We start from the raw sequence: 26,031 nt of genomic DNA on the forward strand, positions 1-26,031 counted from the left end.
TCACAGGCCGGGCCCGCCGGACACACCGGCGGGCCCGGCCCTCGCGCGTGCGGGGCGGACGACCGGACCGCGCTCATCGGCCGCATCGCCGGCGCCCGGCCCTCGCGCGTGCGGGGCGGCCGGCGCCGGCTCCGGCCGTCAGCTGGGCAGCTGCGCCTCCAGCCGGTAGCCGTCCACGGTCACGTAGACCTGGTCGCCCGGCCGGGCGTTCAGGCGCATCAGCACGGGCTGGAGCGAGTCGAAGACCGGCTGGTCCCGCCAGACGAGGACCACCGCGTTGTCGCCGGGGCCGGTCACCGACAGCAGCGTGCCGGGACGCATGCCGAGCCGGGTGGCGTACCCCTCGGGCACGGCCACCGGAGCGCCCCGCAGGTGCTCGCTGGTCACCTCGATCCGCTGCCAGCGGCTCGGGTCGGTCGCGGGGTTGGGCGGCGGCATCGGAGTGCTCTCGCGCTGGCTGGTGATCAGATGCGGCCGGCCGCCCCCGGACAGCGCCGAGAGCGTGGCCAGGGCCGCGCGGGGGTCGATCGAGGCGGTGTTGACCTGCGGGACGGGCTGGCCGCCGCGGTGGTGGCCGTTGGCCCCCGGCGTACGGCGGGGCAGCTGCTCGGCGCCCCCGCCGGAGGCGGCCGCCGCGGTCTCCTCCTGCGCGGCCGAGGCGGTGAGCGCGTCCAGCCAGGCCTGCGCGGAGTGGGTGCGGATGCCGAGCTGGTGCTCCATGAGCGCGAAGAGATCGGCGTCGGCCGGTTTGCCCGCGAGCAGCCGGCGGGTCCGCTCCCGCAGGCTCCCCAGGTCGCCGACGACGAGCCAGCCGTCCTGGAGCCGCCGGTCGGGCATGAGGGTGACCAGCACCCGCCAGAGCGGGGTGCGGAGCGTGGGGACCTCGACGGGGTGCGCGGGGTCGGCCCCGATGAGCTGCTCCTCGGTGGCGGCCGCGCCCAGCCACTCGGTGAGCCCGAACATGTGGCCGGTCAGCGGGGCCGACTCGGAGGAGCGCAGCCAGAGCAGGATGCGCTCCTCGGCGGCGCGCTGGGCCGCCGACAGGGCGCCGAGGTCGGCGTTGAGCTTGTGCGCCAGGGCGCGCAGGCTGATCGGGTCGACGGCGAACAGGCGGTCCACGGCGACGGCACGCTCCAGCGGGCCCCAGTCGCGGAACATGTTGTCCACCAGGCGCACCAGCGGGTACTCGCTGATGTCGACGGAGGGCGGGGCCGCCGGCGCGGGCGCCGGGGGAGCGGCAGGGGCGGCCTGCGGGGGCACCGCGGCGGGGGCGGCGGCCTGTGCGGCGGGGGCGGCGACCTGCTCGGTGATCCCCGGGATCCGGCCGAGCACCTCGCGGAACATCGCGGTGACCACGACCTCGGGGGAGGCCGGTACGGCGGGGCCGGTGAGGTCCCCCGCGGTCAGGCGGCGCAGCCGGGACCAGCCGCCCAGGCCGGTGATGGCCGAGCGCGCGGGCTCCGGCCAGCCGGGCAGGGTGGGGTCGACCGTGTGCACGTGCAGCGCGGGGAGGACGTCGCTCAGCGGCAGGTGCTCCCACCGGGAGACCGAGAGCCGGGCGAGCCGGTCGCAGACCCAGTCGAGCCCGGCGGTGCCGAGGGCCTTGGGGAGCGTGACGGAGGACCACCAGCCCGCGGGCAGGCGGGGGTCGGAGAGGGCTTCGGCGACCTGCTGCTGGCGACTCCAGCGCAGGGCCGGGACCAGATCACTCAGGCAGATCGATGACTCGGCGTCCATCGGTTGACCGCAACCTCCCCAAAGTGACGCATGTGGCTAATGGTGCAGCCTACGCCGCAAGCTATCAATTGGCCCTATGAGGGTAAAGCTCGGTGGAACCCAGATCAGACCGTAGGATACGCGGACGGCCACCGATGACCGTAACAGCTTCGGCTCCGGCCCGGCTCCCCGCCGCCAGCGCGGCCTCGTCATCCGCCCCCGCGAGCAGGGCGGTCAGCAGCCCGGCGGCGAACGCGTCGCCCGCTCCGGTGGAGTCCACGGCCCGCGCGGGCAGGCCCGCCACCCGCGCGACGGGGCGCCCCTGCCTGGCCAGCACGGCGCCCTCGGAGCCGAGCTTCACCGCCGCCGCGCCGTACCTGAGGCTGAGCAGCTCGGCGGCGCGCTCGGCGGAGGTCTCGCCGGTCAGCAGCAGCGCCTCGTCCAGGTTGGGGATCACCAGCCGGGCCTCCGCCGTCTCCTGCACGAACCGCTGCGGCCCGAAGGCCCGCAGGAACCCGGTGGAGGCGGGGTCGACGCTGCTGGACAGGCCGCGCCGGCGGGCCTCGGCCAGCGCCAGCCGGGCCAGCCGCAGCCCCGGTTCGGCGAAGAGCGTGTATCCGGACAGGTGCAGGTGGGCGACCCCGTCGAGCAGGGCGGGGTCCCAGTCGCCGACGCCGATGCGCCCGCCCGCGCCCCGGTTGGTGAGCATGGTCCGCTCCCCGGCCGCGTCGACTATGGCGATCACCACGGCGGTCGGCTGCTCGGGATCGGTCCGCAGGTGCGGCCGGACCCCGGCGTGCCGCAGCTCGGCCTCGTGCCACTCGCCGGTGTCGTGGCCCACCCGGGCCAGCAGCCGCGTGTCGGCGCCCAGGTGGGCGGCCCAGGCGGCGGTGTTGGCCGCCGAGCCGCCCGGGCGCAGCACGATGTCGGCGGCGGTGTCCGTGCCGGCCGCCAGGCCCGCGAACCCCGTCCGGCCGTGCAGCGCGACGACGTCGGTGACGACGTCGCCGATGACCAGCAGGCCGCTGCCGCCCGCGGCGGAGGGGGCGTGCGCGGCGCCCTCCGCCGCGGGCGCCCTGCCGCGGCCCTTGGCGGCGCCTCTCCCGGGGCCCTTCATGGGCGGCTCAGGCCCCCCTGCTCCAGGCCAGGGCGATCCGCCCGGCCAGGCGCGCGTTGCCGCGCACGGCGGCGAGGTTCGCCTCCAGCGAGGCGCCCCCGGTGCCGCGCACCAGGTAGCCGAGGAGGAACGGGGTGATCGCCTGGCCGGTCACCTTCTCCCGCTCCGCCGCGGCCAGGGCCTCGGCGAGGACGCGGTCGTGCAGGTCCGGGTCGAGCTGCTCCTCGCGGGGCACCGGGTTGGCGACGATCAGCGCGGTCTCCGGCCCGCCGAAGGCGTCCTGGGCGCGCATGACGCCTGCGGCCTCCTCGGGGGTCTCCAGCCGCCAGTCGACCGGCTCGCCGGAGGTGTGCAGGTAGAAGCCGGGGAACTCGTCCGTGCGGAACCCGGCCACGGTGACGCCCTTGGTCTCCAGCCGCTGCAGGGTCGCCGGGACGTCCAGGATCGACTTCACGCCCGCGCACACCACGGTGATGCGGGTACGGCTGAGCATGTCGAGGTCGGCCGACTCGTCCTGGGTGGCGGTCCACTCTCGGTGCACGCCGCCGAGGCCGCCGGTGGCGAAGACCCGGATGCCCGCCCGGGCGGCCAGGAACGAGGTCGCCGAGACCGTGGTGGCGCCGCTGGCCCGCAGCGCCGCGGCGGCGGGCAGGTCGCGGAAGCCCAGCTTGCGCAGGCCCGGCTCGGTGGCGATCCGCTTGAGCCCGGCGGCGTCCAGGCCGATGTGCGCCACCCCGTCCAGCACCGCGATGGTCGCGGGGACGGCTCCCGCCTCGCGGACGATCTCCTCCAGCTCGGCCGCGACCTCGAGGTTGCGGGGCTGGGGCAGGCCGTGCGAGATGATCGTGGACTCGAGCGCCACGACCGGGGCGCCCTGCGCCAGCGCCTCGGCCACCTCGTCGGACGGGCGGATCACGGTGTCGGTCGGCTGCTGGGTGGTAGGCATGAGCGGGTTCTGTCTCCTAGGTCGGGAGGGGCGCCTGCCGGGCTGAGCGGGGTAAATGGTTGTTTCCCTGCAAAAAATCACGTTACGGGCATGATGCTGCGGCGTCCACTCGGCGGCCTCCCGGTGGGCACGTAAAGAATCTACGTTGTAAAGGCATCGGCCGCCAGACCGCGCGGATCCGGGCGGTCGGGGCACCCGCCGCACCGGGTCAGGCCATAGCCTGGGGCTATGAGCGCCCTGCCCGACCTGGAGTCACTGCGCCTGCTCGTCGAGGTCGAGCGGCTGGGGAGCCTGGGGCAGGCCGCCCGTTCGGCGGGCATCGCCCAGCCCTCGGCGAGCAAGCGGATCGCGCTGCTGGAACGCCGGCTCGGCCTGACCCTGCTGGAGCGCACCCCCCGCGGCTCCACGCTCACCCCGCAGGGAGCGATGATCGCGGCCTGGGCGGCGCAGGTGCTGGCGGCCGCCGAGGAGCTGATGCGCGGGGCGGCGGCCGTACGGCACGCGCGGGCGGCGCACCTGCACATCGCGGCCAGCATGACCGTGGCCGAGTACCTGCTCCCCCGCTGGCTGGGGGAGCTGCAGAGCCGCCTGCCGCAGGTCCAGGTCGGGCTGGAGGTGCAGAACTCGGCGGAGGTGGCCCGGCTGGTCGGCGGGGAGATCGGCGGGATCGAGCTCGGGTTCGTGGAGGGGCCGTCGGTACCGCAGGGACTGGCCTGGCGTGCGGTGGCCGCCGACCGGCTGGTGGTCGTGGCGGCTCCGGACCATCCGTGGGCGCGCCGCCGCACCCCGTTGCTCGCCGCGGAGCTGGCCGCGACCCCGCTGGTGGTCCGGGAGCGCGGCTCCGGCACCCGCGAGACCCTGGACCGCGCGCTGGCCGGTCACGCCGTCGCGGCCCCGCGGCTGGAGCTGGGGTCGAACACCGCGGTCAAGGGCGCCGCCCGGGAGGGTTCGGCGCCGGCCGTGCTGAGCGCCTACGCGGTCGAGGCGGAGCTCGCCACCGGCCGCCTGGTCGAGGTGGCGACCGGCGGCATCGACCTGCGGCGCCGGCTCCGGGCGGTCTGGCGCCGCGGGCGCCCGCCCACGGGTCCCGGTGCGGTCCTGATGGCGATCGCCCTCGGCGCGTCCCGGGCCTGAGCGCGCGCGTCCCGGGGGCCGCCTTCGGGCCCTCTGGGGACTATGGACCGATTTGTCTTTTTCGGTATAGGGTCGCGGCCATGACGTCGGCCGAGGTGTCGAGCGTGCTCCGTCCCAAGCCGCACCGGCAGACCGGGCTCTAGCCGGGGAGCGGCCCCGCGGGCTCCCCGGTCCCGTCCCCCTTCCCCCCGATGCCCTCCGACCCCCTGGACGCCGCCATGCTCCGTTCCCGTTACGACGTCGTGGTCGCCGGAGGCGGCCACAACGGCCTGGTCGCCGCCGCCTACCTCGCCCGCGCCGGACGCCGGGTGCTGGTCCTCGAACGCCTCGGCCACGTGGGCGGCCTCGCCGTCTCGGAGCAGGCATTCCCCGGGGTGGACGCCCGCCTGTCGCGCTACTCCTACCTGGTCAGCCTGCTGCCGTCCAAGATCGTCAAGGACCTCGGGCTCGCCGTGGAGCTGCGCCGTCGCCGGTACGCCTCCTACACCCCGGTGGGGGAGACCGGCCTGCTGGTGGACGGCGGCGACGCCGAGCGCACCGCCGCGTCGTTCGCCCGGGTCACCGGCGGGAACGCCGACTTCGACGCCTGGGGCCGCTTCTACGCGATGACCGCCGAGGTCGCCTCCCGGGTCGCGCCGACCCTGCTCGAACCGCTGATGAGCCGCGGCGCGATGCGCGACCTGGTGGGCCGCGAGGCCTGGCGCGAGCTGTTCGAGCGGCCGATCGGCGAGGTGGTCGACCAGCGCTTCGCCGACGACACGGTGCGCGGGGTGGTGCTCACCGACGCCCTGATCGGCACCTTCGCCGACCCGCGCGACGAGGGGCTGCTGGCCAACCGCTGCTTCCTCTACCACGTGATCGGCGACGGGACGGGCGACTGGAACGTCCCGGTCGGCGGGATGGGCGCGGTCTCCGGGGCGCTGGCCGGGGCGGCGCGGGCGGCGGGTGCGGAGATCCGCACCGGGGCCGAGGTCGTGGCGGTCAGCCCCTCGGGGGAGGTCGTCTTCCGCGACGGGGCCGGGGAGCACACGGTCACCGGCGAGCGGATCCTGGCCAACGTGCCGCCCGCCGTACTGGCCCGGCTGCTCGGCACCGAGCCCTCCGTGCCCGAGGGCGCCCAGCTGAAGATCAACATGGTGCTCTCCCGGCTGCCCCGGCTGAAGGACCCCGAGGTCGATCCGGCGGAGGCGTTCAGCGGCACCTTCCACATCAACGAGGGCCGCGACCAGCTCGCCCGCGCCCGGGTCGAGGCCTCGCGGGGGTCGGTCCCGGCCCTGCCGCCGGCCGAGGTGTACTGCCACTCGCTGACCGACCCCTCCGTCCTCGGCCCGGAGCTGCGCGCGGCCGGGGCCCACACGATGACCCTGTTCGGGCTGCACATGCCCGCCCGGCTGTTCCGCGCCGACCCCGACGGCGCGCGGGAGCGGGCGGTGCGCGCGACGCTCGGCTCGGTGGACCGGGTGCTCGCCGAGCCGATCGAGGACTGCCTGCTGCGCGGCCCGGACGGCCGGCCCTGCCTGGAGGCGAAGACCCCGGTGGACCTGGAGAACGAGTCCGGCCTGCCCGGCGGGCACATCTTCCACCGCGACCTGTCCTGGCCGTTCGGCGAGGCGGGCAGGTGGGGGGTGGAGACCGGGTTCGAGCGGATCCTGCTCTGCGGCGCGGGCGCGCGGCGCGGCGGCGGGGTCAGCGGCATCCCCGGGCACAACGCCGCCATGGCGCTGCTGTCCTGAGCGCGTGTCCTGAGCGCGTGACCGGCCGCGCCGCCGCGCCGGGCGCGGTCCGGGGGCGCCGCCCCGAGGCGGCGCGGCGCCGTGCCGCCGGGACCCTCCGCCGGGGGCGCCCGTCCTCCTCACGGACTTCTCATGATGGGTCCCTACCGTGGAGGCATGGGTGACGGTGAGGCCGCGCGGGTGCTGGTCGTGGACGACGAGCCCGCGCTCAGGGAGGCCCTGCAGAGCAGCCTGGAGTACGAGGGGTACCGGGTGGGCCTGGCCGGGGACGGGCAGGCCGCGCTGGAGGTCTTGGAGCGCGAGCCGTACGAGCTGGTGCTGCTGGACGTGATGATGCCCCGGCTGGACGGGCTGACCGCCTGCCGCAGGCTCCGGGCGGCCGGCAACCACGTGCCGGTGCTCATGCTCACCGCGCGCGACGCCGTCGGCGACCGCGTCTCGGGGCTGGACGCCGGGGCCGACGACTACCTGGCCAAGCCGTTCGAGCTGGACGAGCTGCTGGCCCGCGTCCGGGCGCTGCTGCGGCGCGGCGCCCTGGGCGGCGCGCCGCCGGGGCCCCCGGGCTCCGGCGTGCTGGTCTACGCCGACCTGCGGATGGACACCGCCGGCCGGGAGGTCACCCGGGCGGGCGTCCCGCTGGAGCTGACCCGGACCGAGTACCTGCTGCTGGAGCTGTTCATGGTCCACCCCCGGCAGGTGCTGACCCGCGAGCAGATCCTCAGCGAGGTGTGGGGCTTCGACTTCGAGCCGTCGTCGAACTCCCTGGACGTCTACGTGATGTACCTGCGGCGCAAGACGGAGGCGGGCGGCCTGCCGCGGCTGATCCACACCGTCCGGGGCGTCGGCTACGTGCTGCGGGCCACCCCGTGAGGACGGCGCCGCGCTCGCTGCGCTCGCGGCTGACCGCGCTGGCCGCCACGGCGGTGGCGGTGGCGGTGGCGGTGTGCGCCGGGGCCTGCTGGTTCATCGTCCGCGCCGAGCTCCTGGACCAGGTGGACCGCTCCCTGCGCGTCCCGAAGGGACCGCAGGAGAGGGCGTGGATCGACCGGTTCTGCACCGGCGCGCAGCCGAGCGCCCCGCAGCAGCCGCTCCCGCCCCGGCTGCTGCTGCAGGTGATCGACGCCCGGGGCGGCGTGTGCGTCGTCGGCGGCACCGCGATCGAGGTGCTGCCCGCCGACCGGGAGCTGGCGCTGGCGGTCGCGGGGGCGCGGACGGTCAGGGACGGGGCGAGCGCGGACGGGGAGGAGGTCCGGGTGGCGGTCCAGAGCCTCGGAGGCGGCCTGGCGGTGATGGAGGCGCGGTCGCTGGAGGAGTTCCAGTCCACGCTCGCCGCCCTCGCCTGGATCCTCGCCGGGGTCGCCGCGGTCGGCGTGCTGGGCGCGGCCAGCGCGGGCCGGATCGTCGCGGTCACCGCGCTGCGCCCGGTGGAGCGGCTGACCGGCGCCGTCGAGCACGTCGCCAGGACCGAGGACCTCGGCACCCGCATCCCGGTCGAGGGCACCGACGAGCTCGCCCGGCTCGGTGCGTCCTTCAACGCGATGACCGCCGCGCTGGCCGGGTCCCGGGAGCGCCAGCGGCGGCTGATCGCCGACGCCGGGCACGAGCTGCGCACCCCGCTGACGAGCCTGCGCACCAACGTCGACCTGCTGCTGCGCAGCGAGGACTCCGGGCGCCCGCTGGAGCCCGCGGCCAAGCGCAGGCTGCTGACGAGCCTCAAGGCCCAGTTCGAGGAGATGTCGACGCTGGTGGGGGACCTGCTCCAGCTCTCCCGCGCCGGCAGCGAGCACGCCCGGCGCACCGAGGTCGCCGTGCACGAGGTCGTCGAGGCGGCGGTGGGCCGGGCCCGCCTGCGCGCCCGCGGGCTGCCGATCGAGGTCCGGCTCGAGCCCTGGTACGTCCAGGGGGACCAGGGCGCGCTGGAGCGGGCCGTGGTCAACCTGCTCGACAACGCGGTGAAGTTCTCCGGCGCCCCGCCCGGGGACGCCCCCGGCGACGGGCCCGGCGGCGCGGCGGACGGGCCCGGGCGGGCGCCGGAGCGCGGCCCGGTGGTGGTGCGGCTGCGCGGCGGCGAGCTGACCGTCCGCGACCACGGCCCGGGTGTCCCCCCGGACGAGCTGCCCTACGTGTTCGACCGGTTCTGGCGCTCGCCCTCGGCGCGGAGCATGCCGGGGTCGGGGCTCGGGCTGGCGATCGTGGCGCAGGCCGTACGGGACGCCGGGGGCGAGGTCGCCCTGGAGAACGCCGAGGGCGGCGGTGCCGTCGCCAGGCTCCGCCTGCCCGGCCGTCCCGCGCCTGCCGGCGGGATCTGATCCCGGGTTTCTCATCCGCCGTTAACGACCGCCTCAGACTCGCCCAAGATCTCCCGCCGAGCCTGAGGGCATGACAGAGCAGATCAACCGTCCGCGGGGGGCGGCGCCGGACCGGCTGACGATGCCCGCGCCGGCGCGCACGCGCCTGGTCGAGGTCGTGGTCCCGGTCCACAACGAGCAGCGGGTGCTCGCCGGGAGCATCCGCCGCCTGCACGCCTATCTCACCGGGACCTTCCCGTACGGCTTCCGCATCACCGTCGCCGACAACGCCAGCGCCGACGCGACCTGGCGGATCGCGCAGGACCTGTGCCGGGAGCTGCCGCACGTGCACGCGGTGCACCTGGACGCCAAGGGCCGGGGCCGGGCGCTGCGCCGGGTGTGGTCGGCCAGCTCCGCGGACGTGGTCGCCTACATGGACGTGGACCTGTCCACGGACCTGAGGGCGTTCCTGCCGCTGGTGGCCCCGCTGATGTCCGGCCACAGCGACCTGGCCATCGGCACCCGCCTGTCCCGGGGGTCGAACGTGGTCCGGGGGCCGAAGCGGGAGTTCATCTCCCGCTCCTACAACCTGCTGCTCCGCGGGGCGATGGGCGCGGGCTTCTCCGACGCCCAGTGCGGGTTCAAGGCGGTCCGCACCGAGGTCGCCCAGGCGCTGCTCCCGGCGGTCGAGGACGAGGAGTGGTTCTTCGACACCGAGCTGCTGCTGCTCGCCGAGCGGCACGGGCTGCGCATCCACGAGGTGCCGGTGGACTGGGTGGACGACCCCGACAGCCGGGTGGACATCGCCAGGACCGTCGTGGACGACCTGAAGGGCATGGCCCGCGTGGCGCGCAGGGCCCTGTCCGGCCCGGCCGGGCTCCCCGTCCCGCCGCGCGTCAGGGACGCCCGGCTGCCCACCGGCATGGCCCGCCAGTTGCCGAGCTTCGCCGTCATCGGCGTGGTCTCCACCCTGGCGCACCTGGTGCTGTTCGTCCTGCTGCGGACGGTGACGCCCGCGGTCGCCGCCAACGGCCTGGCCCTGCTGGTCACCGCCGTCGCCAACACCGCGGCCAACCGCCGCTTCACCTTCGGCGTTACCGGGCGCGCCGGGGCGCTGCGCCACCAGCTCGAGGGCGGCCTGGCCTTCCTGCTCGGCCTGGCGCTGAGCAGCGGCGGCCTGGCCCTGCTGGACCTGCTGGTCCCGGACGCCTCCACCGCAGCGGAGATCACCGCGGTCGTCGCGGCCAACGCCCTCGCCACCCTGGTGCGCTTCCTGCTGCTGCGCTCCTGGGTCTTCCACCCCCGCCGCGTGCGGGGGAACGGGTGATGGCCGCCCCGCGCTGGGCGCGGCCCGCGCTCTGGGCGGTGCTCGCGTCGGCCGCGGTCCTGTACACCTGGGCGCTCGGCCGCAACGGCCACGCCAACGAGTACTACGCGGCGGCGATCCTGTCCGGCACGCGGAGCTGGAAGGCGTTCTTCTTCGGGGCGCTGGACGCCGGGTCGTTCATCACCGTGGACAAGCCCCCGTTCGCGCTGTGGGTGATGGGCCTGTCGGCGAGGGTCTTCGGCTTCGGGACGTGGAGCATGCTCCTGCCCCAGGCGGTCTGCGGCGTCGCCTCCGTCGCGCTGGTGCACTCGGCGGTGCGCCGCGGCCTGCCGGGCGCGGCGGGGCACGCCGCCGGGACGGTCGCGGCCCTGGTGATGACGCTGACCCCGATCACGGTCGCCATCAACCGGGACAACAACCCCGACACGATCCTCGTCCTGCTCCTGGTGGCGGCGGCCTGGTGCTGCCTGGAGGCGGTCCGCACCGGCCGGACGCGCACGCTGCTCCTGTCGGCGGCCCTCGTCGGGCTGGCCTTCAACACCAAGATGCTCCAGGCCTACCTGGTGGTGCCCGCGCTCGCCCTGACCTACCTGGCCCTGGCGCCGGGCACGGTGCCGCGGCGGATCGGCCGCCTGCTCGCGGCGGGCGCCGTCCTGGCGGTCTCCAGCGGGTGGTGGATGCTCGTGGTCGACCTGTGGCCCGCCGGGAGCCGGCCGTACATCGGCGGCAGCACCGACAACTCCGTGCGGGACCTGGTCATCGGCTACAACGGCCTGGGCCGGGTCTTCGGGCAGAACGGCCGGGGCGGCGGGGGCGGCTTCGGCGGCGAGTCCGGCGCCGGGCGCCTGTTCAACGACGTCATGGCCGGGCAGATCTCGTGGCTGCTGCCCTTCGCGGTGCTCGCCCTGGCCTGCGGCCTGGTCCTGGCCGCCCGCCGCTCCCCGGCCGGCGCCCGCGCGGGCCTGCTGCTGTGGGGCGGTTGGCTGGTCGTGCACTATCTGGTCTTCAGCTTCTCCAGCGGCACCTTCCACCCGTACTACACCACCGCCATGGCCCCGGCGGTGGCCGCCCTCACCGGCACCGGCGGGGTGCTGATGTGGCAGGCGTACCGGGAGTCCCGGGCCTGGGCCTGGGCGCTGCCGGCCGGGATCGCGGCCACCGGGGCGTGGTCGTTCACGGTGCTGCGGCGCACCCCCGAGTTCGTGCCCTGGCTGGCCTGGGCGGTGGCCGGGGCGGCGGCGGTGGCGGCGCTCGGGCTGGTCGCGGCCCGTCTCGGGCGGCGGGTCAGGCTGCGGATCGCCGCGGTCGCGCTGGCCGCCGGGATGCTCGCCGCTCTGGCGGGCCCCGCCGCCTACGCGGTGACCCCGCTCGGCTCGCCCGTCAACGGCACCAACCCGACCGCGGGCCCGGCCGGCTCGGGCGGTCCCGGAGGCTTCCGCGGCGTGCGGGGCCCCGGCGGGACGCGGGCGGGCGACCCCGGCGGGGCACCGTACGGCATGCCGGAGGGGTCCGCCGGTGACGCCGGGGCCCCGCCGTCCGGCGGGACCGGGGCCTCGCAGGACGGCGGGACCGGGATCCCGCAGGACGGCGGCGCCGCCACCGGCCGGGCCGGCGGGATGCGGGGCGGCCCCGGCGGGTCGGTGAGCCGGGAGATGATCGCCTACCTGGAGGAGAACCGGGACGGCGCCACCTGGCTGCTGGCGGTCGGCAGCGCGCAGAGCGCCTCGTCGGTCATCCTCTCCACGGGCCTGCCGGTCATCGCGATGGGCGGCTTCACCGGAAGCGACCCCGCCATGACCGCGGACCGGCTCGCCGGACTCGTCTCCTCCGGCCGGCTCAGGTACGTGCTGCCCGGCGGCGGCCGGGGCGGCCCCGGCGGCGGCCGGGGCGGCCCCGGCGGCGGCTCCTCCGAGGCGGACGCGTGGGTGCGGGCCAACTGCACCGCCGTCGCCGCCTCCGAGTACGGCGGGACCGAGGGGGAGCAGCCCCTCTACCGGTGCGGCTGACCGCATCCCCTTCCTCCCCTGCGATCCCGGTGGGACCACGGGTCCCATCGGGATCGGGCGGGGAGGGCGCGCTGCTGTAGTCTTGCGCCGTGCAGAGCGGAGGAGGGGCGCGAGGCAGCCGCGCGGACCAGGCTGACCAGCGGCGGGCGGAGCTGCTCGAGGCCGCCCGGAAGGTCGTGCTGGAGCGGGGCCTGGCCGGCACCCGCGTCGCCGACATCGCCAGGGCGACCAACGTGAGCGGTGGGCTGATCCACTACCACTTCGCCACCAAGGACGACCTCATCACCGAGATGCTCCGCAGCACGACCGAGTCGGAGATCCAGCGGCTGCGGGAGATCGTCGACGGGCCGGGGACCGCGGTGGAGCGGCTGGACAGCGTGCTGCGCCTGTGCATCCCGGCCTCGCGGGACGACCAGGGCTGGATCCTCTGGCTCGACGCCTGGGCGGTCGGGGTGCGCGAGGAGCACGTGCGGACCATCCTGCTGGAGTTCGAGGGCGCCTGGATCGAGATCCTCCGCGAGGTGATCACGCAGGGCGTGACGCTGGGGGAGTTCGACTGCGACGACCCCCAGGGCGCGGCCGAGCGCCTCGACGGCATGCTCGACGGGCTGGCCATCCGCTACACCCTGGACGCCGGGAACATGTCCAGGAGCCGCCTGCTGCACCACGCGCGCGTCGCCGCCGCCCGCGAGGTCGGCCTGGACCCGTCGGTCTTCCCCGCCTCCTGAGGCGCCGCCGCCGGAAAAGGGCCCACCGGTCCCCTGAGGGCTCCCGGGGCCCGCGGGGACCCCGGGAGCCGCCGGGGCGCCCCGGGGGCGCGGACCCGGGGCGGGCTCTTCGCGAGGGCGTCCGTCCGGCCGGGCGCGGAGCGGTCGCACCGGGGCGGACCGGGGATCAGGCGGGCAGGGCGGCCAGGAGGTAGGCCAGCCGGGCCGCGGCGCCCTCGATGTCGTCGGCGCCGCCGAGCCGGTAGCCCCACGAGGTGATGAAACCGCCGTCCGGCGAGCAGGTGACGGTCTCGGCCAGGTTCTCGCTGAACCGGTTGCGGACGCGGACGTAGGCGGGGTCGCCGAGCGACACGTGCAGCAGGGACAGGTCGGCGTGCGACCGGGTCGCCGCGGCGAACCGCTCCAGGCAGGACAGCGTGTCGAGCATCGTGCGTCACCTCCGTCGCATCGAGGATTGCACGACATTGCCGACCTAATCAAGCAATTGCTGGATTATTCCTCTGATTGTCCGGACAGATCCTCCAGGACTTGGACGATCACCGCGCGGGCGTCCTCCCGGAAGGCCGCCACCTCGCAGAACTCGTCGAAGGCCCGCTCGTAGAAGGCGACGTCCTCCGGGTCGCGCAGGATCAGGTCACGGGTCCGGGTGGGCACGGCCACGTGGTCCCTGTCGTAGATCCAGAAACCGTTGAGCAGGGCGGACGGGAGGGGAGCTGTGAAGGGCACGATGCCGAACTCGACGTTCGGCAGCGCCGTCACGGCCAGCAGCCGGTCGAGCTGGCCGCGCATCACGTCCAGCGGCGCCAGCCGGTAGCGCAGCACGGCCTCCGGCAGGACGAACCGGAACCTCCGGCGCTGGTCGTAGAGGATCTCCTGCCGCTGCATGCGCACCCGGATGGCCGCGTCGACCTCGTCGGGCGCGTTGTAGAGCCGCTTGATGCGGGTGAAGATGCTCCGCGCGTACTCGGTGGTCTGCAGCAGGCCGATGACCACGCCCGGCTCGAACACCCGGAAAAGCGTGGTCCGCGCCTCCATGTCGCGGATGTCCTCCTGGAGGGCCGCCAGGCCGCTGCGGTGCCGCTGCCGCCAGGAGTCCTGCCGCTCCAGCAGGCCCTCCAGCCGCTCGACGAGCTCCTCGACGACCTCGGGGGCGGCCCCCACGGCCCGCCCCCACGCGGCGATGTCGTCCGCGGCCGCGGTCTGCCGGGCGTTCTCGATCCGGGAGACCTTGGACGCCTGCCAGCCCAGCCGCTCGGCGAGCTCCTTGCCCGACAGCCGGGACCCCTCCCTCAGCTGCCGAAGCTGCATGCCCAGCTCGATGCGGGCCTGCTGGAACCCACTCATGCGCCCTCCTGCCTGCGGTCCGCACGAGGGTAGACCCCGCGAGGGGATCATGCCACCGTGCTTGTCCCAATCGTGATCGACAGGTGGGACGCCCGCGGAGGGCTACGGGAGCACGCGGCGGGCGATGTCCACCAGCAGCTCGCGGGGGACCTCGACGGCGCCCTCGCCGTCCAGGACGTGCCGCAGGTCGGCCAGGGCCGCGGGGTCGGTCACCTGGAGCCCCTGGACGACGATGGTGCCGCGGTCGGTCTCGTAGAGGGAGGGGCAGGCGCCCGCCTCCGACGTGGAGCCGAGGAACCGCAAACGCATGGCCGAGTCCTTCCCCGAGCGGGTCTCATGTTGCAATTGCGCGCAATCATAGAGGCATTAAAAGGGGAAGATCGTACAAATCATCAAACTCCGGCTGTCAGGGTGGTTCTACGGACCTTCCCCTCAGACGGTCACGGTCGCCCCGGACCGGGCGTGAAGGGCTCAGCGGAGGGCGGGGGAGCCGTCCGCCGCGGCCTCCGGTGCCGGCACCCACGACGGCGGGCGCTTGGCCATGAAGGCGGCGATGCCCTCCTGCCCTTCGGCGGAGGTGAACCGCTGGGCCGACAGCTCGGCCATCCGGCGCATGCCCTCCTCGAAGGGCAGGGCCGGCACGCTCCGCACCAGCTGCTTGGTGATCGCCAGCGCCTCGGGGCCGCCGCGCAGCAGCATGTCGGCGTAGCGGGCGACGGTGGCGTCCAGCTCCTGCTCGGGGACGGCCCGGGTGAGCAGGCCGATCTCCTGGGCGCGGGCGGCGTCGAAGACCTCGCCGGTGAGGAAGTACTCGGCCGCCGCCCTGGGGTCGATCCGGCGCAGCACGGTCACCGCGATCATGGCGGGCACCACGCCCAGCCGCACCTCGGTGAAGGCGAACGACGCCGAGTCCGGCGCGATCGCGAAGTCGCACGCCGCGACCAGGCCGAGCCCGCCGGCGCGCGCGGTGCCGTTGAGCCGGCAGATGACCGGCTTGGGGCTCTCCCAGATCATGCTCATGATCTCCGGGAAGGAGGCCGTCACCGGGGCCTCGTGCGCGCTCCCCGGCTCGGCGCGCTGCTCCTTCAGGTCCGCCCCGGCGCAGAACACCGGCCCGGTCCCGGTCAGCACGATCACCCGCACGCTCTCGTCGGCGAGCGCCCAGTTGAGCCGGTCCTCCAGGTCGCCGAGCAGCCGCACGGACAGCGCGTTGCGGTTGCGCGGGGAGTCCAGCGTGATCGTGGCGACCCCGCCGGAGACCTCCTTGCGCACCAGCCGCTCCACCGGCCAGCCACCGTCGGTGTTCATCGTCGACCTCCCAGCGATCGGACATGCCTGCGTCCGGGGGATCCGCGGCCCGCCCGGGGCCGCGCGGATCCCCCGCGTGGTGCAACCGTAGCCGCCCGCCGCCCCCGGGGTGGCCCCGGCCGGGACAGACGGCCCGGCCGGGGAGGGTCGCCCGGGCCCGGCGGTCTCAGCCGCAGTGGCTCCAGCCGCTCTTCCAGGAGAGCGAGCCGTGCGAGCCGCCCCAGATCACGCACCTCTTGGCGGCGTTGAGCCGGACCGGGCCCGCGTAGGCGGTGAAGCTGCCCGGGTTGCTCGCCGACGAGCCGCCCTTCACCTGGAGGAGGGCGTTCATCTTGACCTTGCCGGGGTGGACGTACCGGGACATGGTGACGACGCAGTTCTGCTTGCTGGTGGCGTTGTAGAACAGGTAGATCGTGGCGCTGGAGCCCAGCGCGTGGGAGTTGATCTGCTTGAAGCCCGATCCGCAGACCGCGGCCGCGCTGTAGGTGTTCGGCGTCGGCTTGGCGGCCGGCTTCGAGGACGTCCCGGCCGTGGGCTTGGAGGTGGGCTTCGAGGACGTCTTCGCGGTCGGCTTCGAGGTGGACCCGGGCGCGCTGGACGCGGGGGGGTCACCCGCGCCCGGCGACGGCTGCGACCCCTCCGTGCCCGGTTCCAGGACCCCCTCCCGGGGGGTGGGGGCCGCCCCGCGCGCGGGGGGCGCCGTCCTGTCCGCCGGTCGGGAGCGGGGGGCATCCGCCGCGGGACCCGGCGGGTCCGCGGCGGTGGCCCGGGGCTCCGCCGCGGACGTCCGCTTCGTCCTCGTCGCGGCGGGCCGGGGGGAGGACTCCCCGGTCGGGAGCGGCTCCCCGAGGGTGGGCTCCGGGCCGGTCCCCCGGGCCGGGGCCGTCTGCCCGGCGGACGAGGCGGCCTGCCCGGCGGCCCGCTCGGAGGAGGCAGACTCGCCGCTCCGCAGGGCGACCACGGTCCCGGTGGTCACACCGAGCGCGGCCAGCGTCGCGACCGCGGTCAGCAGCAGGCCGACCGGGCGCGGCCGGTGCGCCCGCGGGCCGGGTACGGCCGGCGCGCCGCCCCGCCCGGCAGGCCGCGGTCCGGCGGGGACGGGCCGGGGGGCCCGCGGCGCGGGGGCGGTGCCCTCGGTCAGGTGCCGGACGAGCTCCTCGGCGGTCGGCCGCGCCGCCGGGTCCTTGGACAGGCAGGCGGCCACCAGGTCGCGCAGCGGCCCGGGGTCCATCCGGCTCAGGTCGGGCTCGACGGTCAGGATCCGGTTCATCACCACGGGGATGGAGTCCTGGCCGAACGCGGGCGTGCCGGTGGCGGCGAAGACCATCGTCACGCCCCAGGCGAACACGTCGGCGGCCGGGGTGACCTCGCCGCCGCCGAGCTGCTCGGGCGCCAGGTAGGACGGGGTCCCCATGGCGGTCCCCGTGGCGGTCATGCCGGGGGAGTCCAGGGCCCGGGCGATGCCGAAGTCGATCACGACCGGCCCCTCGGGGCCCATCAGCACGTTGGCGGGCTTGAAGTCCCGGTGCAGGACGCCCGCGCGGTGGATCGCCGACAGCGCGGTGGCCGTGCTGACGGCCAGGCGCTCCAGCGCGCCGCCGCGGCGCGGGCCCTCGTCGTCGACGAGCCTGCGCAGGGAGGGCCCCGGCACGTACTCGCTGACGATGTACGGCCGGCTCCCCGCCAGATCGGCGTGGAGGACCGGCGCGGTGCAGAAACGGGCCACCCGCTGGGCGACCGCGACCTCGCGCAGGAAGCGCGCGCGGGCCTCGGCGTCGGCCGTCAGGCCGTGGTGGAGGAGCTTGACCGCGACCTGCTCGCCCCGGGGCCCCCGCCCCAGGTAGACGACGCCCTGACCGCCCTCTCCGAGCCGCCCCGTCAGCTCGAACGGTCCCAGCCGCGGAGGATCCTCCGCCGTGAGCGGCTGTACCACGATGACCCCCCGGCAAAACCTACTAATTCGGTTATGTGGGGCAGAACGCTACCAGCGCGAGCCGGGGGGCGGATGATCTACCGGAATTCGCCTCCGGGGCTCCGCGGGCCCCGCCGCACGGCGGGCGGGGGACGCCGCGGCCGGGTCAGATGGCCTTGCCCGGGTTGAGGATGCCGAGCGGGTCGAACACCCGCTTGATGCCCTGGTGGATCTCTTCGGCGACGGGCCCGGTCTCCAGCGCCAGCCAGCGCCGCTTCAGCAGCCCGACCCCGTGCTCCCCGGTGAGGGTGCCGCCGAGGTTCAGCGCCTCCCGGAAGACCTCGTCGGCCGCGGCCCAGACCTCCGGCGGCGGCTCGGGCAGGCCGCGGTCGAAGACGAACACCGGGTGCAGGTTCCCGTCCCCGGCGTGCGCGACCGTGCAGATCAGCACACCGTGCCGGGCCGCGATCCCCTCGACGGCGGAGATCATGTCCGGCAGCGCGGAGCGCGGCACGCACACGTCCTCCACCAGGCACGCGCCGAGCCGCTCCTTGGCCCGGTAGGCCAGGCGCCGCACGCCGATCAGCTCCTCGGCCTCCTGCGGGTCCGCCGCGACCGCGACGAACGACGCCCCGGCGCTCTCGCACAGCCCGCGCATCCGCTCGGCGACCTCCCGCCCGTCCGGCGCGTCGGACTGCGCGATCAGCATGGCCTGCACGGACGGCTCCAGCCCGATGTTCTTCCAGTCGTCGATGGCCTTGAGGGTGGCCCGGTCGAGCATCTCCAGCAGCGACGGCTGGCAGCCGGCGGCGATGATCGCGGCCACGGCCGCCGCGGCGTCCCGCAGCGAGCCGAACTCCGCCGCGATCGTCGCCGGGGGGACCAGCGGGGCCCGGCGCAGCCGCACGGTGGCGGCGGTGATCACGCCCAGGGTGCCCTCCGAGCCGACGAACAGGCCGGTCAGGTCGTAGCCCGTCACGCCTTTGACGGTCCGCCGGCCGGTGTTCAGCACGCGCCCGTCGGCCAGCACGACCTCCAGTCCCAGCGCCGAGTCGCGGGTCACGCCGTACTTCACGCAGCGCAGCCCGCCGGCGTTGGTGGCGAGGTTGCCGCCGATGGTGGAGATCTCGTAGGAGGAGGGGTCGGGCGCGTACATCAGCCCGAATCCGCGGGCGGCCCGGTCCAGGTCCGCGGTGATGACGCCGGGCTCCACCACGGCGATCTCGTCGGCGGGCGAGATCTCCCGGATCGCGGTCATCTTCTGCAGGGCCAGCACGACGCACCCCGGCACGGCCGTCGCGCCGCCGGCCAGGCCCGTCCCGGCGCCGCGGGGGACCACGGGCACCCGGTGCCTGCTCGCCCACTCCATGACGGCCACCACGTCGGCGGTGCTCTCGGCGACCGCGACGGCCAGCGGCCTGCCCGGCTCCAGGAACGTGCGGTCCCGGGCGTAGGAGTCCGTGACGTCGGGGTCGGTCAGCACCTTCCCGGGACCGAGTGCGGCGGTGAGTTCAGCGATAGCGGTCACATCCGGACTGTACGGCCCGCGGCGCGCCCTCCGTCCCGGTCCCGGCCTCCGGCAGCACGCCCATATTGGCAGATATATGCCACTTTAAGGCTAGATGCCTGATCTATCCGCATTCCGATATATCCACCAACAAACCAGTTGATCACATTTTGACAACATCAGTCGGGCGGTTTACCTCTGCTTTATTTCGTCCTCTAACGTCCCGCACGGTGCGCAAATACCGGCGTGCCGGGATCGTCCGCGCCCGGCGAACCCGGGCAGGGAGGGTATTCGTTGTCCAGCAGAGGCAGAGGCGCAGGGAAGCGCCTCCTCGCGATCGTGCCCGTCATCGGGCTCGCCGCCGCGGGACTGTCCGTCAGCGCCGCGTCGGCCCAGGCCGACGACTCGGTCGCGCGGTACGTCCCGTCGTCGAGTGACTACTACATCAACTACGCGCCGCCGCTGGTGCAGAGTGACACCACCACCACCGCGGAGCGCTTCGAGCGCGGGACCGCCAAGAAGTCGGGCCTGGCTTTCGCGCAGGAGGTCGACCGCAAGTTCAGCCAGGGCAACCCGGTCGCCGCCAAGACGCTCGCCGAGCGGGAGACCCGGGCGATCAGGACCGGCAAGAACCCCTTCGACTTCCTCTTCAAGAAGGCCGGCCAGACCCAGCAGGCGAAGCTGCTCACGCTCCTGGTGGAGTTCAACGAGAACGCCAACGACGACTTCTCCGGCTTCAGCCGGCCCAAGTCGATCGACGACGTCAACGACTGCGTGACCGAGCCGCCGGGCACCAAGCTCAACGGCCCGCTGCACAACCAGATCCCGAACCCCGCCACCTCCGGCGCGGGCAGGGACAACAACACGATGTGGGTTCCGGACTTCAGCCCGGAGCACTACAACAAGATGCTCTACTCCAAGGAGGGGATCACCAAGCGGGTCCGCATGGACCTGACCGACCCCCGCGACGGCCGCAAGGGCATCGACATCTCCGGCTACACCATGAAGAACATGTACGAGGAGATGTCCAAGGGCGCCTACACCGTCACCGGCGAGGCGGTCGGCTGGATCAAGGTCCCGCACTCGGAGGCCTGGTACGGCGCCGGCCGCTGCGGCACCATCCCGCAGGACATGTCCGGCCACCCGGACAACCCGGACGGTCCCGCCGCGCTCAGCAAGGACGCCGTCAACGTCCTGGCGCAGCAGCGGCCGGACTTCCCCTGGGCCGACTACGACATCGAGGACACCAGCGACGCCGACGGCGACGGCAACTACCTCGAGCCGGACGGCGTGATCGACCACCTCGTGCTCGTGCACGCCGGCGCCGACAAGTCCGGCGGCGGCGGAGCCGAGGGCCCCTACGCCATCTGGGCGCACGCCAGCGCCATCCCCGGCGGCTACACGATCCCGGGCACGGACAAGAAGATCTCCAACTACATCGTGCAGCCCGAGGACTCCGGCGTCGGCGTCTTCGCCCACGAGTACGGCCACGACCTGGGCCTGCCGGACCTCTACGACTCCTCCGGCGGCGGCGACACCAGCGTCGACTTCTGGGACCTGATGTCCTCCGGCTCGCACGCCGGCCCGCTCATGCAGTCGATGCCGACCCACATGGGCCTGTACGACAAGTGGCTGCTCGGCTGGGCGGACCCGAAGGTCGTCGAGGTCGGCGACCGCAGGCAGCTGGTGACCATCGGCCAGACCTCCCGCACGCCCAAGCACACCGCGGACGGCCTGCGCGTCAACCTGCCCGACAAGAACGTCGTCATGGCCGTCCCGCACAGCGGCGGCAACCTCTGGTGGTCCGGCAACGACCAGAGCTGGGCGGACGTCAAGCTGACCCGGACCATCCAGGTCCCGGCCGAGGGCGACCCGCGCTTCTGGATGTGGAACCAGTACTCCATCGAGGCGGACTGGGACTACGGCTTCGTCGAGGTCTCCACCGACGGCGGCGCCACCTGGACCGAGCAGAAGGTCTACGACGAGGCCGGCACGCTGGTCTCCACCGGTGACGACTACACCGACCCGAACAACCGCCTGTCCGACTTCGGCGGCAAGAAGTACGGCCTCACCGGCGCCACCGCGGGCTGGCGGCACGACTACGTGAGCCTGGCGCCGTTCGCCGGCCAGACCGTCCAGCTGCGGCTGCGCTACGCCACCGACGCCGCCTTCGAGGACACCGGCTGGTTCGCCGACGACTTCTCCGTCACCGCCGGCGGCGCCACGGTGTGGAGCGACGACGTCGAGGGCGGCGACAACGGCTGGACGGCCGTCAAGGGCACCTTCACCGACACCTCCGGCGGCGGCTGGAGGACCCACAGCGGAAGCCTGAAGACCGCCCATTACTACCTGGCCGAGTGGCGCAACTTCGACGGCTTCGACAAGGGCCTGCAGTACGCCTACGACACCACCTGGTCGCACGAGAACGCGTGGAAGGTGGAGAAGATCAAGTACAACGCGCCCGGCCTGCTGGTCTGGTACCGCGACGCGGCCTACCCGGCCAACGACGGCGACGCCCACACCTTCGACCTGCCGTCGGTCGGGCCCAAGGGCGAGGTCCTGGTCGTCGACTCGCACTACGAGCCGCTCCGGCGGACCGGCGAGGCGGCGGAGAAGGACCCGTCGGCGCTGAAGAACCTCCCGTCCCGTCCGCAGTCCTCCAACGCGGCGTTCGGCTTCAAGAAGACGTACCCGTTCACCGAGTGCATCGAGGGCGAGCCGTTCACCGAGTACTGCACCAAGTTCCCGGCCCTCCCGGCGGTGAAGACCTTCACCGACGCCAAGACCTGGTACCCGGGTCTGGAGGTCCGCGACGGCAGCCTGTTCTACCGCCACCGCGACGCCTCGGCGGTCGTGCCGTCCAAGGACGGCCAGCCGTACACCACCCGGGTCGTCAACCCCGACGGGACCCCGGCCACGGAGCTGTACGGCACCGACATCGGCGACGGGCACATCCTCGGCACGGGCAACCCCGGCGACGAGGGCAAGCAGCTGGGCGTCGAGCTCAAGCTGATCTCCCCGCTCCCGGCGAACCTGGGCGTCGTCGTCCAGGTGACCCCGGCCAAGAAGTGACGCCGGACGGCTAGACAGACCGGACAGCCAGACAGATCGGCCCGCACCCGCGGGCGACAGGGCCACGCCGTCGACGACGGCGTGGCCCTACGATTTGTCGTGAGCATCCGATCGAAGAGGGACAGCGTGGCAGAGCTTCGCACCAAGGCCGAGCACACCGAGGCCATCCGGACCGAACGCAGGGTCTGCGTGGTCGTCAACACCCGCTCGCGCCGGGGCCGCCGCCGCTACCCGCAGGTGCTGCGCATCCTGAGGGCCGAGGGCTTCGACATCCTGGGCCTGTTCCCGGTGGAGGACCCCCGGCACCTGCGCGCGATCCTGGACGGCGCGCTGGAGGCCGGACCCGACCTGCTCGTCGTCGGCGGCGGCGACGGCACGCTCAGCGCCGCCGTCAAGCACGTCGCCCACCGCGACGTCGCCCTGGGCGTGCTGCCGCTGGGCACCACCAACAACTTCGCCCGCAGCCTCGGCCTCCCGCTGGACCTGGCCGGCGCGATCCGGGTGCTGCGCACCGGCAAGGTCGCCGACATCGACCTGGGCGTCGCGGGCGACCGGGAGTTCGCCAACCTGGCCAGCTTCGGCGTCTCGGTCGAGGTCGCCGGGACGGTCAAGCCCTGGCTGAAGCGCCTGCTCGGCCGGGCCGCCTACCCGCTCACCGCGCTGACGGTCCTGCCCGGGCACCGCCCCTTCCGCGCGTTCATCACGGTCAAGGGCCGCCGCCACGAGCTGCTCACCCACCAGCTCAACATCGCCAACGGCCGCTTCCACGGCGGCTGGCAGGTCGCCCGCGACATCAGCATCGACGACGGCCTGCTCGTCGCCTACCAGCTCGGCTCGGGCAAGCGGCTGCGGCTGCTGCTGGAGACCCTGGTGCGGGCCGCCACCGGGCGCTGGCGCAGCCTCGCCGGGGGCCCCTTCGTCATCGGCACCGAGATGTACCTGGAGACCGACCCGCCGATGGCCGCCGACGTCGACGGGGAGGTCCGCCTGATGACCCCGCTCACGATCCGGACCGTCCCCAACGGCCTGCGCGTGATGGTCCCCGAGGATTTCGTCGACTCCTGACCCGCCCCGCCGCCGGTCCCGGCGGGGCGGGATTGGACTCCTCCCCGCCGGGTAGCCGTACCTCCCGACACGTCTGGAGGAGACCATGGCATCGCTGATATCCCGCATCCGCGGCTACCTGAGCAGCCCGCAGGGGCGCAGGAACATCGAACAGGCCAAGCGGATGGCGCGCGACCCGCGCAACCGGCAGCGGGTGCGCGGACTGCTGGCCCGCCTCCGCGGCGGCCGGACCCACCAGGGCACCACCACCCGCACCCGCTACTAGGGAGCCTGCGGAACGCCCCGGCCCGGAAAGGGCCGGGGCCGCGCGGGAGCGTGCCCGCAGCGCCCGGGTCGCCCGCAGCGCCCGGGTCAGAAGGCCCCGGCCGCGCTCCCGGCGGTGATCCGGGCCTCCGCCGCGTCCCACGCCGCGGCGTCTCCCGAGGGCTCGTAGCGGCGCAGCGGCCCGGCGCCCGCGGCCAGGGCGCGCATCTCGGCGAGCCCGGAGACCAGGCCCGCCGCCCGGGCCTGGACCAGCACGTTGCCCAGTGCGGTCGCCTCCGCCGGGCCGGCCACCACCGGCAGGCCGCAGGCGTCCGCGGTGAGCCGGCACAGCAGGGCGTTGCGGGAGCCGCCGCCGACCAGGTGGACCACGTCCACCTCGCGGCCCGACAGGGCGGCCGCCTGGCGGATCGCGCGCCGGTGACCCAGCGCGAGACTCTCCAGGACGCAGCGGACGAACGCCGGAGGGGAGGCCGGCGGCTCCTGGCCGGTGCGCCGGCACTCCGCGGCGATCCGCGCCGGCATGTCGCCCGGGGGCAGGAAGACCGGGGCGTCCGGGTCGACCAGCGCGGCGAACGGGCGCTCGCGCCCGGCCGCCTCCAGCAGGCCCTCCAGCCCGGCCCCCGGCCAGGCGCGCAGCGACTCCTGCAGCAGCCACAGCCCCATGACGTTGCGCAGGTAGCGGACCGTGCCGTCGATCCCGGCCTCGTTGGTGAAGTTCGCCGCCCGGCCGGCCTCGGTCAGCACCGGAGCGGGCAGCTCCACCCCGGCCAGCGACCAGGTGCCGCACGAGACGTAGGCGAAGCGCGGGCCGTCGGCGGGCACCGCGGCGACCGCCGAGGCGGTGTCGTGCGAGGCGACCGCGGTCACCCGGGAGGTCCACCCGACCTCCCGGGCCGTCTCGGGGCGCAGGGAGCCGATCGGGTCGCCGGGCCGGCGCAGCGGCGGGAAGATCCGCTCCGGCAGGCCCAGCCGCCCGATCAGCCCGCTCGCCCAGGCGCGGGTGCGCACGTCGAGCAGCCCGGTGGTCGAGGCGTTGGTCACCTCGGCCCCGATCTCCCCGGTGAGCCAGTAGGCGATCAGGTCGGGGACGAGCAGCATCGCCGCGGCGGCGTCGAGCCGGTCCTCGGCCAGCAGCTGGTAGACGGTGTTGAAGGGCAGCACCTGCAGCCCGGAGACGTCGTACAGCTCCGCCGCCCCGACCCGCGCCGCGACCCGCTCGGCGATCCCTGCGGTGCGGTCGTCGCGGTAGTGCACCGGATCGTCCAGCAGCCGCCCGGAGGCGTCCAGCAGACCGTAGTCGACCGCCCAGGAGTCGACGCCGACCGAGGCCACGGGCCCGGCCCTGCGCAGGCCGTGCAGGATCTCCCGGTACAGGGCCCGCACGTCCCAGCGGAGCCTGCCGCGGGCGCGCACCGGCCCGTTGGGGAAGCGGTGCGCCTCGGTGAGCCCCCGGCCGTCCCAGACCATGACGCGCCCGCTGGAGGCGCCGAGGTCGACGGCGGCGAAGCGGGTCACCGGGTCGACTCCCGGGCCACCAGCTCCGGCTGGAACATGATGTGCTGGTGGGCGTGGGCGCCGGGGTTCTCGCACTCGTCGAGCAGCAGCTCGGTGGCGATGCGCCCGAGCTGGTAGGTGGGCTGGCGCATCGAGCTGAGCGACACGGCGGAGGCGGCGGCGAAGTCGATGTCGTCGTAGCCCATCAGCGCCACGTCGTCCGGCACCCGGACCCCGGCCTGCAGCAGCGTGCGCAGCACGCCCAGCGCGAGCAGGTCGTTGGCGCAGAAGACGGCGTCCGGCAGGCCCTCGGCGAGCAGGTCGGCGGCGGCCTTCTCCCCGGCGCGCGCCGTCATCGCGGTCGTCTCGGCCACCTGGAGCCGGTCGGGCGCCAGCCCGGCCGCCTCCAGCGCCTCCAGTGCGCCCTGCCGGCGCTCCCGGCACTGGCGGATCGTCAGCGGCCCGGTCACGTAGGCGACGCGCCGCGCGCCCCCGGCCAGCAGGTGCGCCACGGCCGCCCGGCCGCCCGCCACGTCGTCGACCGCCACCGCGCACTGGTCGGGGCGGTGGGCGGGATGGTCCACCAGGACCAGGCGGGTGCCCCGCTCGCGCAGCCGGTCCAGCCGGGTGAGGTCCTCGTCCGTCGGGGTGATCAGCACGCCCCGCACCCGCTGCTCGGCGAGCACCCGCAGGTTGCGCTCCTCCTTGGCGCGCGAACCGGCGGAGTTGCCGAGGATCACGGCGTACCCGCGTCCGCTGGCCATGTCCTCGACCCCGGCCGCGACGTCGGTGAAGAACGGGTTGCCGATGTCGATGACGCTCAGGCCGAGGGTCCTGCTGTGGCCGGCGCGCAGCGTCGAGGCCGAGCCGTGGCGGACGAAGCCGAGCTCGCGGATCGCCTCCTCCACCCGCTCCCGGGTGGCGGCGGCGACCTTGCCGGGGCGGTTGAGCACGTTCGAGACCGTGCCGGGGGAGACGCCCGCGCGGGCGGCCACCTCCCTGATGCTGACCGTGGTCATGGCCACTGATTAAAACGTACCAACAGCGTCCGCGCCAGTCACCGGGACATG

The 26,031-nt window shown here is 74.7% G+C and carries 21 protein-coding genes; 10 read left to right on the forward strand and 11 right to left on the reverse strand.

Annotation, left to right across the window (positions count from 1 at the left end; genetic code table 11):
• Positions 1–138 precede the first annotated feature (138 nt).
• The 3 genes from ABD823_RS13180 to ABD823_RS13190 all read right to left on the reverse strand — a co-directional run bounded on the left by ABD823_RS13180 (position 139) and on the right by ABD823_RS13190 (position 3,779).
• A complete protein-coding gene (locus ABD823_RS13180; RefSeq protein ID WP_344859242.1) occupies positions 139–1,737 on the reverse strand; it encodes a hypothetical protein in 1,599 nt (532 codons plus the stop codon).
• A gap of 64 nt (positions 1,738–1,801) precedes the next feature.
• Positions 1,802–2,833 (reverse strand): carbohydrate kinase family protein, encoded by a 1,032-nt coding sequence (locus ABD823_RS13185; protein ID WP_344859244.1) that lies wholly within the window; start codon positions 2,831–2,833, stop codon positions 1,802–1,804.
• A gap of 7 nt (positions 2,834–2,840) precedes the next feature.
• Positions 2,841–3,779 carry a pseudouridine-5'-phosphate glycosidase gene (locus ABD823_RS13190; protein ID WP_344859245.1) on the reverse strand — a complete coding sequence of 313 codons (939 nt, stop codon included), beginning with the start codon at positions 3,777–3,779 and terminating at the stop codon, positions 2,841–2,843.
• Positions 3,780–4,007: 228 nt separating this feature from the next.
• Between ABD823_RS13190 and ABD823_RS13195 the strand changes: the two genes are divergently transcribed.
• The 7 genes from ABD823_RS13195 (at position 4,008) to ABD823_RS13225 (ending at position 12,995) form a co-directional block, all read left to right on the forward strand.
• Positions 4,008–4,913: a LysR family transcriptional regulator gene (locus ABD823_RS13195; RefSeq protein ID WP_344859247.1), complete on the forward strand. Its 906-nt coding sequence runs from the start codon at positions 4,008–4,010 to the stop codon at positions 4,911–4,913.
• A gap of 191 nt (positions 4,914–5,104) precedes the next feature.
• Positions 5,105–6,646: a phytoene desaturase family protein gene (locus tag ABD823_RS13200; RefSeq protein ID WP_344859250.1), complete on the forward strand. Its 1,542-nt coding sequence runs from the start codon at positions 5,105–5,107 to the stop codon at positions 6,644–6,646.
• Between the two features lie 156 nt (positions 6,647–6,802).
• Positions 6,803–7,516, forward strand: a complete 714-nt coding sequence (locus ABD823_RS13205; RefSeq protein ID WP_344859252.1) for a response regulator transcription factor — start codon at positions 6,803–6,805, stop codon at positions 7,514–7,516.
• On the forward strand, positions 7,513–8,955 hold the full coding sequence (locus ABD823_RS13210; RefSeq protein ID WP_344859254.1) for a HAMP domain-containing sensor histidine kinase: 1,443 nt from the start codon (positions 7,513–7,515) through the stop codon (positions 8,953–8,955). Before ABD823_RS13205 ends, ABD823_RS13210 begins: the two co-directional genes overlap by 4 nt.
• 121 nt (positions 8,956–9,076) lie before the next feature.
• Positions 9,077–10,261: a bifunctional glycosyltransferase family 2/GtrA family protein gene (locus ABD823_RS13215; protein WP_425566604.1), complete on the forward strand. Its 1,185-nt coding sequence runs from the start codon at positions 9,077–9,079 to the stop codon at positions 10,259–10,261.
• The gene (locus tag ABD823_RS13220; RefSeq protein WP_344859257.1) at positions 10,261–12,267 is read left to right on the forward strand and encodes a glycosyltransferase family 39 protein; all 2,007 of its coding nucleotides are present in this window, start codon (positions 10,261–10,263) and stop codon (positions 12,265–12,267) included. Before ABD823_RS13215 ends, ABD823_RS13220 begins: the two co-directional genes overlap by 1 nt.
• 89 nt (positions 12,268–12,356) lie before the next feature.
• Positions 12,357–12,995, forward strand: a complete 639-nt coding sequence (locus ABD823_RS13225; protein ID WP_344859258.1) for a TetR/AcrR family transcriptional regulator — start codon at positions 12,357–12,359, stop codon at positions 12,993–12,995.
• Between the two features lie 166 nt (positions 12,996–13,161).
• Here ABD823_RS13225 and ABD823_RS13230 read toward each other — a convergent pair whose 3' ends face one another.
• The 6 genes from ABD823_RS13230 to ABD823_RS13255 all read right to left on the reverse strand — a co-directional run bounded on the left by ABD823_RS13230 (position 13,162) and on the right by ABD823_RS13255 (position 19,087).
• Positions 13,162–13,422 carry a hypothetical protein gene (locus ABD823_RS13230; RefSeq protein ID WP_344859259.1) on the reverse strand — a complete coding sequence of 87 codons (261 nt, stop codon included), beginning with the start codon at positions 13,420–13,422 and terminating at the stop codon, positions 13,162–13,164.
• Positions 13,423–13,487: 65 nt separating this feature from the next.
• Complete coding sequence (locus ABD823_RS13235) at positions 13,488–14,339, reverse strand: helix-turn-helix domain-containing protein (protein WP_344859260.1); 852 nt, start codon at positions 14,337–14,339, stop codon at positions 13,488–13,490.
• Between the two features lie 102 nt (positions 14,340–14,441).
• A complete protein-coding gene (locus ABD823_RS13240) occupies positions 14,442–14,648 on the reverse strand; it encodes a hypothetical protein (protein WP_344859261.1) in 207 nt (68 codons plus the stop codon).
• Between the two features lie 162 nt (positions 14,649–14,810).
• Positions 14,811–15,647: an enoyl-CoA hydratase family protein gene (locus ABD823_RS13245; protein WP_344859262.1), complete on the reverse strand. Its 837-nt coding sequence runs from the start codon at positions 15,645–15,647 to the stop codon at positions 14,811–14,813.
• A 166-nt stretch (positions 15,648–15,813) separates the two neighbouring features.
• On the reverse strand, positions 15,814–17,580 hold the full coding sequence (locus ABD823_RS13250) for a protein kinase domain-containing protein (RefSeq protein WP_344859263.1): 1,767 nt from the start codon (positions 17,578–17,580) through the stop codon (positions 15,814–15,816).
• Positions 17,581–17,725: 145 nt separating this feature from the next.
• Positions 17,726–19,087: an FAD-binding oxidoreductase gene (locus ABD823_RS13255; protein WP_344859264.1), complete on the reverse strand. Its 1,362-nt coding sequence runs from the start codon at positions 19,085–19,087 to the stop codon at positions 17,726–17,728.
• Between the two features lie 318 nt (positions 19,088–19,405).
• Between ABD823_RS13255 and ABD823_RS13260 the strand changes: the two genes are divergently transcribed.
• The 3 genes from ABD823_RS13260 (at position 19,406) to ABD823_RS13270 (ending at position 23,468) form a co-directional block, all read left to right on the forward strand.
• Complete coding sequence (locus ABD823_RS13260) at positions 19,406–22,138, forward strand: immune inhibitor A domain-containing protein (RefSeq protein WP_344859266.1); 2,733 nt, start codon at positions 19,406–19,408, stop codon at positions 22,136–22,138.
• 126 nt (positions 22,139–22,264) lie between these two features.
• On the forward strand, positions 22,265–23,203 hold the full coding sequence (locus ABD823_RS13265; RefSeq protein WP_344859268.1) for a diacylglycerol/lipid kinase family protein: 939 nt from the start codon (positions 22,265–22,267) through the stop codon (positions 23,201–23,203).
• An 85-nt stretch (positions 23,204–23,288) separates the two neighbouring features.
• Entirely contained in the window at positions 23,289–23,468 is a 180-nt protein-coding gene (locus tag ABD823_RS13270; RefSeq protein ID WP_344859269.1) for a hypothetical protein, read from the forward strand.
• Between the two features lie 86 nt (positions 23,469–23,554).
• On the opposite strand, the gene ABD823_RS13275 is transcribed toward ABD823_RS13270, so the two are convergent.
• Together ABD823_RS13275 and ABD823_RS13280 are read right to left on the reverse strand one after the other, a co-directional pair.
• A complete protein-coding gene (locus tag ABD823_RS13275) occupies positions 23,555–24,934 on the reverse strand; it encodes a rhamnulokinase (RefSeq protein ID WP_344859315.1) in 1,380 nt (459 codons plus the stop codon).
• A 44-nt stretch (positions 24,935–24,978) separates the two neighbouring features.
• Positions 24,979–25,980: a LacI family DNA-binding transcriptional regulator gene (locus ABD823_RS13280; protein WP_344859270.1), complete on the reverse strand. Its 1,002-nt coding sequence runs from the start codon at positions 25,978–25,980 to the stop codon at positions 24,979–24,981.
• Between the last annotated feature and the right edge of the window lie 51 nt (positions 25,981–26,031).

The organism is Planomonospora alba (assembly GCF_039534085.1).
In the GTDB taxonomy this organism is placed as follows: Bacteria; Actinomycetota; Actinomycetes; order Streptosporangiales; family Streptosporangiaceae; genus Planomonospora_B; species Planomonospora_B alba.